This window comes from Rossellomorea aquimaris, assembly GCF_008180865.1.
GTDB lineage: Bacteria > Bacillota > Bacilli > Bacillales > Bacillaceae_B > Rossellomorea > Rossellomorea yichunensis.
Window position 1 is genome coordinate 458,484 of the sequence record NZ_VTEX01000003.1, and the last position, 11,660, is coordinate 470,143.

The following is an 11,660-nucleotide window of genomic DNA, read 5'->3' on the forward strand; positions in this document are numbered from 1 at the left end:
ATCGATAGGTGGAAATAAACATGAAAAATTATCGAGTACTACTGTATTACAACTATGTAGCCATTGAGAATCCCGAGGAGGTTACGGCCCAGCATAAAGAATTGTGCGAGGAGCTTGGCCTTATGGGACGTATCCTGATTTCATCTGAAGGAATCAACGGAACATGTTCCGGCACGATTGAACAGACAGATGCTTATATGGAAGCGATGAGAAAGGATCCTCACTTCTCGGACACTGTGTTCAAAATTGACGAAACTGATGGTCATGCCTTCAAGAAATTGAAAGTGAAGCACCGTCCAGAGTTAGTGACACTTCGTCTTGAAGATGATGTAAATCCGAATGAACTCACAGGTAAATACCTTGACCCAAAGGATTTCTTTGAACAAATCCAGCAGGAAGATACGATTCTTCTTGATGCACGAAATGACTACGAATATGAATTGGGACACTTCAGAGGAGCCGTGAAGCCGGATATCAAAAACTTCCGCGATCTTCCGAATTGGGTCCGTGATAATAAAGATAAACTGGAAGGCAAGAAAATCATCACGTATTGTACGGGTGGTATCCGCTGTGAAAAATTCTCAGGCTGGTTAGTGAAAGAAGGCTTTGAGGATGTAGCACAGCTTCATGGCGGAATCGTCACTTACGGGCAAGACCCTGAAGTGAAAGGTCAGCTATGGGACGGTCAGCTTTATGTATTCGACGAGCGTATCGGCGTTCCAGTCAACCAGACAGAGCATGTCGTTGTCGGGAAAGACTACTACACAGGTGAACCTTGTGAGCGCTATGTAAACTGTGCGCACCCGCCTTGTAACCGAAAAATTCTTTGCTCTGAAGAAAACGAGCATAAGTATATGAGAAGCTGCTCTGATGAATGCCGCAAGAGCTCTGAAAACCGCTACATTAAAGAGCATGGTTTGACGGAGGAAGAAGTGGCAGAGCGTTTGGCTGTGATTGAGAACGAGAAAGAAACTGCGACGATCTAAATGTATACCTGATAAGAACTGGCTGAAATCAGCCAGTTTTTTTATTTGCATTTCATCCACTATGTGTTCTTTAGGAAAGTAACCTGATTTATTGATTGACCGCCGTATCTAAAATGAAATATTGTGAAATTTCAAGTACATCATATCTACATCAAGCAATCTGTCTTTGAGAAACAAAGTTGTGCGATTTCAGTAAAGAGCCCAAAAGCGACTGAAAGAATAATTCCACTAGAACCTTTCCAGCTAGTAAGGGGAATTATGAATGCAAGAAAGTAAAAGGCGATGCAATACCCTGACTTTTGGCATAAATAAGTTTGGCTATGAAATGGATATGATTGAAAATCAAAGAATCTCATACTATCCGTATCAGAAGAGATGGTCCCTCAACGTTAAGTTTGGTGATATTCTGAGTACAAGTCAGGATAAATACAAAACTAGAATAGATTAATGCCAATAATAGACTCAACGCTAATCACTCCTTTTGTGTTTAGCGAAGATCATCTAAATCTGTTTTTATGAAAAAGAAAAAGCCATCGGATATATCGATGGCTCTTCTCTTGATAAAATTATTTCATTAATTTTTCTGCTACTGTCTCACTTACAGCATTTTCACCGCCAAGAATATGGAAATCCTTCGCTTTTAATTCATTAATTGCATCAGAAGTGACAGAAGGCAGGTCATTAGGATGTACTAATAGCATAGAAGCATTTTCTTTTGCCGCAAGTACAGAACCGGCTAATGCATCTGCGAAATTCTTTCCAGTTGCCACGTATACTTGTGTAGATGGATTAAGGTCTGTCGCGATTTTCGCTGCCGTGCCGTAACGGTCTTGACCGAAGTAACGTGTCGCTTCAGGAAGTGATTCCAATACGTCCTTGCTTACTACAGCTTCTCCACCGACTACAATCGTACTGCCGATTCCTTTTAAAGCTTTATTTGTTTCAGCTGGAAGTTTATCAGAGTCCGTCAATAGGATCGGGTATCCATTGCTCGCTGCATAAGAAGCGATGGCGAGAGCGTCAGGGAAGTTCTTGCCGTTTGCTACTACTGCTTTCTCCGGGGATCCCCCAAGACTAGCAGCGATGTTCACAGCCGTTTCCCAGCGATCATCTCCGCCGATACGATCAACATCAAGTCCCATTCCTTCAAGCTGATATTTCACATAGTTACTCACAGCACCTTTTCCACCTAGAATAATGACATTCTTTGCACCAAGGCGCTGGATTTCTGCTTTTGCAGCTGCATTTAATGTCCCATTTTCAGTTAACAAAATCGGCGCATCATGTTTATAGGCAAGAGGTGCTCCTGCAAGGGCATCAGGGAATGAATCGCCGCGGGCAAGGATAACTGTATCTGACGTTTCCCAACCTTTTTTCGAAATTTCAACGGCTGTCTCGTATCGAGTATCACCAGTAAGACGTGTTACTTCCGGTGCTTCTTCTTGTACGATTCGATCTTCAACAGCTGGTGAAATAGGGTTGTTCTTTTCAAGGTAAGAAGTGAACACCTCAAAATCGACCACGAATAATTCTGTCATGCGGCCATCTTCTTTCGCTTCCTTGAACATTGTATAACCGTCTCCACCATCTGCAGTAAAGGCGTTTGTTGCCACAGAGTACATCATTTCAGGGTCAATCTCTTCAAATCCGTTGTCTGTCTTCACTTCTACGGACCATACTCGCTCCCCGGCAGGCTTGCTTACATCATACTTGAAGTTAATCCCTGAAACTTGAAGGAATTCACCTGGTGCGTCTTCCCCTTCAACTCTGGATACACTGTGCTCAAGGGCATCCATAATTTCTTGTCCCGTTAAATCAAGAGTGACCAGGTTGTTTCCAAATGGCATAGTGGTCAATACTTCCCCAAGAGTGATTTCACCGGCATCGATTGAAGCACGGATCCCGCCACCATTTTGAAGACCGATATGCGTTTCCACGAATTCATTCGCTTTCGCAACCATACCGTCCGCGATTAAGTTTCCTAGGTTTGTTTCTTTTCGACGTACATCGGCACGTTCTCCATCAAGAGCTACCTTCGTGTTCCCAACAACTTCTTTTTTCAAATCATCAAGAGGCGCTTTGAACTCTTCAACCTTCGCGAGTGCGTCTGCATCTTCTTCATAGCTTTCAAGGTCCAGCACTTCTCCGTCATGGCTAGTTACTACACCTTCATCATCAAATGTTACATCCAATAATCCAAGCAGGTTCAAGTATTCGCCAGCTTGAACAATCAGTGTCGGCTCTTCCTTCTCAATAACCACAGGCTCGTCAAGAACAGTATGAGAATGACCACCAACGATTACATCAATTCCCTCTACTTCCTCGGCTAACTCTAAGTCATTCGAGTATCCCAGGTGAGAAAGGACGATGATTTTATTGACTCCTTTTTCTTTAAGCATCGCAATTGTAGCCTTTGATTTTTCAACTGCATCTTCAAATACGACATTTTCACCAGGGTTAGAGATGAATTCTGTATCTGGAGTCGTTAATCCGTAGATTCCCACTTTCTCTCCATCTACTTCTTTGATCATTGCAGGGTAGACGTTACCACCATCGCCTGGCTGACCGATTTCGCCTTTGAAAAGTGGCTCTAAATCCTTGTCACCTGTAACAGTCACATTGGATGAAACCATCGGGAATTCCATATTTTTAATGAAGTCTGCAAGAGTTTTGGAATCTTTATCGAATTCATGATTACCAAGTGTCATTGCATCGTATTTAAGCTCATTCATAAAGTGAAGGTCTGCCTGTCCAAGGTATTGTCGGAAATACAGAGTCCCTGAGAATACATCACCGGCGTCTAAAAGTAAAGAGTTCGCTTTTTCAGTGCGCAGCTCATTTACTGCCGTCACTAAACGTGGATAGCCTTCCACATGAGCATGCGTATCGTTGGTATGCATAATCGTTAAATCAAACTCTTCCCCTTCTGCTGAAGCTGAAGTTGCAGGAGATACTGCAAAAATCGCAGCGGCCAGAGCTGCAGTTGATAATACACCGTATAAAGGTTTTTTAATATTCATTTTGGTTAATCCCTTCCCGTTCTTTTGTAGGTTTTTGTCGGAACCTCATCCACAAAGCCCATTATATAGTAATTTTATGAAAAAATGTGATAATTTTACTAAATATTAAAACAAATCTGGTTCTTTTTACATATGAGGGCAGGGCAGGACTCCCCCTGCCATTTTTCCATAATCTATTTCTTGAGTTGTTTTACAACTTCTTCACTAACGGCATTTTCCCCACCAATAACACGAAAGTTAGAAATATCATCCATATCAATTGCTTCCATAATATCTTCTGGTACTTCCTCTTTCTTCACAAGAAGGATTTCAGCACCTTCTTTTGCTGCAAGGACAGAACCTGCAAGAGCATCGGCAAAATTAGTCCCTGTTGCCACAATTGCCTTGTTAGTTTGAGGAGTTAAGTGTTTCGCAATTTCAGCAGATGTTTCGTAACGGTTCAAGCCACTATAACGGGTCGCTTCTTCAAAACTGTCGAAAATCTCAGTACTGATTGCATTTTCTCCTCCAACCACGATTTTTTCGTCAATGTCTTTTAATACTTTATTAGAGGCTTTTGACAACTTGTCTTGAGCAGATAGTACAATCGGATATCCATTCTGTGAGGCATAAGAAGCAACAGAAAGGGCATCGGCGAATTGGTAGGCATTTGCTACAATCGCTTTTTCAGGATCTCCATCCAATTTGGCAGCGATATTTGCCGCTGTTTCAAATCGATCGTCTCCTGTGATACGGTCTGTTTTCAAACCTAATCCTTTAAGCTGATATTGAACATACTTGGATACAGCACCTTCGCCACCAAGGATGATCGCTTTCTTCGCACCTAAACGCTTGATTTCATCTTGTACTTCAGCGTTCAAACTGCCTTGCTGCGTCAATAAGATTGGTGCATCATGTTTGTAAGCAAGTGGAGCTCCTGCAAGGGCATCCGGGAATTGATCGCCTCTGGCAATGACCACTGTGTCTGCGGACTCCCAGCCTTTTTTCGATATTTCAATAGCTGTGTGGTAACGATCGTCACCAGAAATGCGTTCTACCTTATTTTCAAACTGAATCTTAGCCAGGACAGGATCGTGATCACTCGCACGACCATCTTCTTCACTAAAATCAGAGTTGATGTTGATACTATCGATCATCGTTGTCTTTGCCAGATTATTCGTCACTAGAATATGATCAAGAACTTGAGAGTTTCCTTGATAAATATACGTGTAGCGTTCCTCTGCAGGAAGCTTTTCCATCATATTGGTCAAGACGTCCCCTTCGAGAGTATTGATTGGAGCAGAAAATTCGAAGTCGTTCAGGTCACCAAGAACCACAACGTTTGCACCTTCGACCTTTTCGTTCACATCATTCACAAAATCATTCAGTACTTCGGCTTGTTTAAGTCGCTGTACTTCACTACCAAGCACAACAGGATGATCTGCACCGAATAATGCGCCGTCTCCACCTTTGGAGTTAAAGTGGTTTGCTACGACTATTACTTTTTCACCGTTAAACATGAATTCGGCTGCAAGGGCTTTACGTGAGTCGTCAAATGCTTCATTAGTCGGATCGATTCGACCAGGGTTATGAGTAAGTCCATTTTCATCAACACCCACGGAAGTCACCGCATCCCCGGCTTCTTTATCAGTCAATTGGACACGTTCAGGGTTGTAGATGAAACCTACACGGATGTTTCCACCAGGCTGCCCGCCATCTGTTTTATCAACAGGAGCGATATCGGTGAATTCATAAGACGGTCCGCCAGCTTCTTCAATGGCCTTGATGATTGTTTCGTATGATGCACTTGCATCTGTCGTACCATCATCTGTTGGTCCATTATTATCCTGAACCTCGACCAGGCCAATAATATCAGGCGTTTTCATATTCGAAACAATTGAGTCAGCAATCTTCTCAACTTTACTTTTTTCAATTCCAGCATAAAAGTTTTCAATATTGTAAGAAGCAATCGTCAGATCTTCTTCTACCGGAGTGATCGATGTTACTTGCTGCGCTGTTCCCCCATCAACTACTGTAGGGAAAGCTCCTGTTGGACGGATCTTAAAGTTGCTATAATCATAGCTTACGTTTCCGGTAACGGAACCATCCAGCATATCACCTGTTTTCACATTGATATTCATGCCGTCCACGTCGATCAACATGCGCTCAGGGTTATAATCCTCAGGAGAAATCAATACTCCCCCCGCTCTTGTGCGAAGTTGATCTTCACTAGTGTTAACCACTACAGGGAGTTCATCATATTTTACCGGACCTGTAATCGTGGCATCCGGAATTTCAATCAGCATTCCTTCAAGACTTTCATAGAAGTCCAGTCCATCAGTTTCGGGATCGAAAGAGGTCATTTCATCATCTTCAATGATCTCAGTCGGCGGTACGCGATCTACCCCCATCATGATGGCAGCAGGTACTGTATTGTCTGAAGATTCTACAGTAACGGCTGATGCCGTGATTTGAGTTGTCAGAAGATCTTTAGCATCATCATATCCATCTTCTCTCCACTCTTTTACCTGACCAGCCACATTTACTTTGTCTCCGACCTTGACAGAATTGCCCTTTGCATAAACATAGATTCCTTCAGAAGTCGCCAGACTATCGTCCGGTGTCTCCTCCTGCATATAAAATGCATTGGAACCTGCCTTCGCTGTCACGATTCCTTGAACGTTAGAGACGGTCATATTTTCGTAAGGAGAGGTATGGGAATCTCCTTGAATATCGTGAATGCTTAAACCATCTGCAGATTTAAGGATTTTGTAAGTGAAAGTGGAAACACCGCTTGTGTCTCCCTCTTTTACAACAACTGCCTTGATTGTGACATCTGCAGTAAGTTCGATCGGTGTGGTATATTCTGGACTGGAAGCTGTCGGATCCGTTCCATCCATTGTGTAATGAATGGATCCATCTTCAGTTGCCGTTTGAAGTGTAACCATCGTTCCATCTACAACAGACCCTGAAGCTGGATCAGCGGTTACAGAGAAGGCGGTTTCAATGACATCTGAAGTATTACGGGGGACCAGTTTATATTCGTCGAAGTTATAATCAACCACCCCGCGAAGAATTTCGTACGTTTTGCCGACTTCAAGCATCGTACTATCATTTGGTTTGATAACGAACTCACCAGAGCTGTCTGTTGCAGTGAAATTACCGTTGCCGTCTTTGGATTCCACTGTCACATCCGTAAATTCAACAAACATTCCTTCGTGATCTTCACCATTTTCAGCTGAGAGGTCTGTAGAGATAAGAGAGGCTGGTGACGGAACGCCCTTGTCTTCTTCTGTAATTTCCACGTTTGAAGCAGTCGCTTCAATTTGCTGCATGCCATAATAATCGCTAAGTTTTCCTTCAGCAACTACTTCGTCACCCGGCTCGGCAGTAAGACCGCTGCCACGGACGATGACACCTGCAGTACCATCCTGGATGAACAGGTTCGTCTGTCCGCCTGCTTCAAAGGATGCAGTCGCAATACCTTGTACTTTAACAACCGTACCTTTAGGAGCTGTACGTGCTTCAGCGATGGTAGATAGTTCAATAGGTGTCGGTTCAGGAGCCGGTTCATCTGATAGATGCGTTCCGAGATCACTGAATACATCTTTGCCTTGATCAGTCCATTCTACGGATAGATCAAATGCATCGGTTACGTCTACATCTCCTGTCAAAACAGAATCATTGCGAGTAATAGAGACATCAGCTGCAAAACTGACCTTTACACCTGTCTGACCGATAGAATCAATAATGTTATCATTCTTTTTTAAGGTAATCGGATCGTCACCGTTAAAATTAATCACGTAACTATCCACAATATCAGCCTGGGCAAGAATTTCAGCATCTGCATCTTTATGGGCAATCACGAAAACTTCTCCTGCATCGAGTGTCCCGGATAACGGTAAAATCTTATCGGTGGTCGCCGCACCATTGCTATGTAATTCCAAGGAGTAATTCGATAAATCAATTGCTTCACCAGTACCGTTATATAGTTCAATGGCCTTATTGTAACTGGATCCTTCGATATATTCAGAAATGATTAAGTCCTGAAGTGCCTCGTCTGCAGCGGATACGTGCTGAGTTAGAGGAGGCGCAAACAAGCTTAAAGCCATACTGGAGGCAACTGTTACACTTAACAATTGACGCTTCATTGTTTTCCCGTTCATTTTCTTCCCCCTGTTCGTAGTTTAGTAAAGTGGTAGATTCGCCACCATCTACCAGTATACAACAGGATTTGTCATAATAGTGTAAAAATAGGGTAAATTAACTGAAATTTTGTTAGCGCTTACATTAATATTGAGTAAATTTGAACTATAAAAATTGACAAAGCCCGGTTCTGGAGCGGATTAACAGCTCTTGAACCGGGTTTATGATTATTTTTTAGTTAAATGGGAATAACCTTACTATTTTTCACAGATAAACCCCTACCCCTGGACCAAACGGAATACCTAATAACGCAAAAGTCAGAAGTAACACGATCCATACCGATAAGAACGCTATCGTATAAGGAAGCATCAGTGAAATCAAGGTTCCAAGGCCCGCTTTCTTATCGTATTCCTTCATAAAGGCGAGTATTACGATGATATACGGGTTCATCGGGGTGATGATATTCGTTGATGAATCCGCAATACGATAGGCGGCTTGTACAAACGCCGGGTTATATCCAAGTGTCGCAAACATCGGGATGAAGATCGGTGCTTCCAATGCCCATTGAGCGGATCCACTAAAGATCAGTAGATTCAATAATGCTGTCAACAGGACAAATCCGATAATGGCGGCGAGTCCCGTCATATTGATCGATTCGAGGAAATTCGCTCCGCTGACGGCTACCCATGTCCCTAGATTCGTCCAGTCAAAGTAAGCGATAAACTGTGCGGCTGCAAAGATTAATACGATATAACCGCCCATGTCTTTCATGGCTTCTGTCATATACTTGGGTACGTCTCTTGACGACTGAATTTTTTTCACTGTAACGCCGTAAGCAACCCCGATCACAATAAAGAAGAATAGTGTGATGGGAATGATTCCAGATAAGAAGGTAGAAGGGATGAGTCCCCCATCTTCATTTCGCATCGGAGAGTCCGGCCAGGCAATCGAGACGACTAACAGGACGATGAAGGCTAATCCTGCCAGGGTTGCATTTCGGAGTCCCTTTCCCTCTAAAGGACTCTCTTCTTCTAATGTTTTATCTACTTTTCCTTTGTATGTCCCTAAACGCGGCTCTACAATTTTTTCTGTTACAAAAGCGCCTACAGCTGTAAGAAGGACGACAGATGCAATCATGAAGTACCAGTTATCCACCGGTGTGACCGTTACTTCGAATGCTTTGGCAGCTTCGGTTGATATCCCTGCGAGTAGCGCATCGGTTCCGGTAATGATAAAGTTTGCCGTAAAACCTGCTCCTACTCCGGAGAATCCGGCAGCAAGTCCTGCCAGAGGATGCCTTCCCACCGTATAGAAAATCATGGCGGCGAGTGGAGGAATGATAACGAAGGCTGCGTCTGACGCCAGGTTCCCCATGATCCCTACCATAATAACGGCGTATGTAATCAATCCTTTTGGAGCGTTCAAAACCGTTTTCTTGATCGCTGTTTCCAGTAATCCTACCTTTTCCGCCAATCCAATCCCGAGCATCATCGCCAGTACGAGGCCGAGTGGAGCGAAGCCTGTAAAGTTATCGAGCATGGAGGTCAGGATGTATTGGAGTCCCTCTCCGGAGACGAGGCTCTTGATCGCTAACTCTTCTCCATTTTTCGGATGTATAACCGTCACACCCAGACTTGAAATAAACCAGGAAAATAAAACAATAAAGACAGATAAGTACACAAACAACATGAATGGGTCAGGGAGTTTATTCCCTACCTTTTCGATTCCACCTAAAATTCGAAGATATCCCTTCTCCTTTTTAGGTGAATTCGGCTCTAAATTGGGATTTGTCATGAGGTCACTCCTTCAAATAATGTTTTAAGGAATAATTCCTTTTTACTTCCGTTAATAAGTATTTCGATATCGATTGTATAAATCCTTCTTATTTTTTAATATTTATGAGAAAATTTTAAATTTACGGATTACTGGATCAATGCACAGTGCAGGTTCTTCATACCGCTAATGATTTCCGTGCAAGACTACGCTTTCCGCGGGTAGCCCGTGAGCCTCCTCGGCAAGCCTGCGGGGTCTCACATAAGCTACTCTTCCCGCAGGAGTCTTCGTCTTGCACTCCAATCAACCGCTGGAGAGAGCTAAAATCTAAAAGTACATTGAACATAGAAAAACCCGAACTAATTTGCGTAATATAATGCAAATTAGTTCGGGTTTTTCTTATACTAGAACACTTTTGTCCCAGCCTCAATTAAAGGTCCACTTATTTAAGTTGAAAACGATATAACTTCCTAGGTCTTCCTCTGCCGCCGCTTTGTTCTTCGCCGCTGATTTCCACAATCCCGATCCGTTCCATTTCAGTAAGGATTCTGCGTCCGTTCCGTTCGGTGCTTTTCAGCCAGCGGGAAAGATCCTGGGATGTGATTTCCTCTTTGTCGTAATGACGGGAAAGAGAAAGGATTTTTGAGACGATGGCTGAACTGACCGAAGCCTCTTTAAAGACTTCCTTCCATTCATTCCCCAAGTTGTTGAGAGCGTATGTAATGGACTCCGACGATGGAAGAATTTCCGTTACCGTCTTGTCTTCATTGACACTTATGACGATGGAAGATTCGTGCTTTCTCGCATGTTGAAAAGCAAGACGGACATGATGCTCAGCTTCTAACACGGTCACACCAAACCCTAACCCCACACGGATATCCAGGTCTGTATGGGCCTTCACTTCCTGAGTCAAAGTAGTGAAAACCGACTCCTTTTCATGAAGATCGAGTTCCCCCCTCGTTGTATAAACGAAGAACAATCCGTCCCCTAATTGAACCATGGAACCATTGATCTTTTGGGCGATATCAAGAAGATTGCGTTTCAGATCCAGCTCTTGATGCTTCATTTTATAAGAAAAATGGGACTCGTCCAAGGTCTGGGTGGAATAGATGACTTCGATTCCAACGATGGCAATTTGGGATTTTTGATATTTCCTCGATTGTGCCCTCTCTAATAAATACTGCAAAATCATCCGGATGGACAAATTCGTCGGTACGACACGGTAACAAGGAATGCCTGCTTCAGTGAGGCGCTTCTGAACACTTTGAATACACGTGATCGCCGTTTCAATTTCTCCTTTTTCGTAGAGTGAACGGTGATAGTCAACCAGCTCATCAGCACTCCGGTATCCTTCATATGGATAAGTTGAAATTTCTAGTTGATCAAATGAGTGAAATTGAACCGCGGTTTCAATTTCCTCTTTTGAAATTGTATCTATACTAATTTTATTTAATAGAGTCTGTTCTTTCATTTGCGCTTCTAATAATGCTCCAAAGAAACTGGATCCATGTAAGGGAGGAAAGCTCCCTTCCTTTTCCGTGATCCATCCTTTTTCAAGCGCATAGTAGAAGGGGGATTGTCCCGAAAAGAACCATTGATCTACTAGACCGCGGTTCTTCTCAAGAATTTCTTCTATTTCATTCACCCCGTGATATGGAAAATTCATAAGTTCTATATTGTCAAAATGAGTGGCCACATGATTGATCCGCTGAATCGAATCATCCGGACCGATGACACCAATTTTTATCATCAACTG

5 protein-coding genes are annotated in these 11,660 nt (G+C 43.1%); 1 reads left to right on the top strand and 4 read right to left on the bottom strand.

Features of this window, described 5'->3' with window-relative positions; genetic code table 11:
- Nucleotides 1-20 precede the first annotated feature (20 nt).
- On the top strand, nt 21-986 hold the full coding sequence (gene trhO / locus FZC88_RS14900) for an oxygen-dependent tRNA uridine(34) hydroxylase TrhO (protein ID WP_148995462.1): 966 nt from the start codon (nt 21-23) through the stop codon (nt 984-986).
- A 566-nt stretch (nt 987-1,552) separates the two neighbouring features.
- Here trhO and FZC88_RS14905 read toward each other — a convergent pair.
- The 4 genes from FZC88_RS14905 to FZC88_RS14920 all read right to left on the bottom strand — a co-directional run bounded on the left by FZC88_RS14905 (nt 1,553) and on the right by FZC88_RS14920 (nt 11,657).
- Nucleotides 1,553-4,006 (bottom strand): cell wall-binding repeat-containing protein, encoded by a 2,454-nt coding sequence (locus tag FZC88_RS14905; RefSeq protein WP_148995463.1) that lies wholly within the window; start codon nt 4,004-4,006, stop codon nt 1,553-1,555.
- Between the two features lie 173 nt (nt 4,007-4,179).
- Nucleotides 4,180-8,151, bottom strand: coding sequence for a cell wall-binding repeat-containing protein (locus FZC88_RS14910; RefSeq protein ID WP_262371875.1), 3,972 nt, complete (start codon nt 8,149-8,151; stop codon nt 4,180-4,182).
- Between the two features lie 244 nt (nt 8,152-8,395).
- A complete protein-coding gene (locus FZC88_RS14915; RefSeq protein ID WP_148995464.1) occupies nt 8,396-9,925 on the bottom strand; it encodes an AbgT family transporter in 1,530 nt (509 codons plus the stop codon).
- A 421-nt stretch (nt 9,926-10,346) separates the two neighbouring features.
- Complete coding sequence (locus FZC88_RS14920) at nt 10,347-11,657, bottom strand: helix-turn-helix domain-containing protein (RefSeq protein ID WP_397541194.1); 1,311 nt, start codon at nt 11,655-11,657, stop codon at nt 10,347-10,349.
- Between the last annotated feature and the right edge of the window lie 3 nt (nt 11,658-11,660).

Excerpts from the sequence above, each read along its gene's own strand:
- FZC88_RS14910 (WP_262371875.1), bottom strand. The coding sequence starts at position 8,151 with ATGAACGGGAAAACAATGAAGCGTCAATTGTTAAGTGTAACAGTTGCC.
- FZC88_RS14905 (WP_148995463.1), bottom strand. The coding sequence starts at position 4,006 with ATGAATATTAAAAAACCTTTATACGGTGTATTATCAACTGCAGCTCTG.
- trhO (WP_148995462.1), top strand. The coding sequence starts at position 21 with ATGAAAAATTATCGAGTACTACTGTATTACAACTATGTAGCCATTGAG.
- FZC88_RS14915 (WP_148995464.1), bottom strand. The coding sequence starts at position 9,925 with ATGACAAATCCCAATTTAGAGCCGAATTCACCTAAAAAGGAGAAGGGA.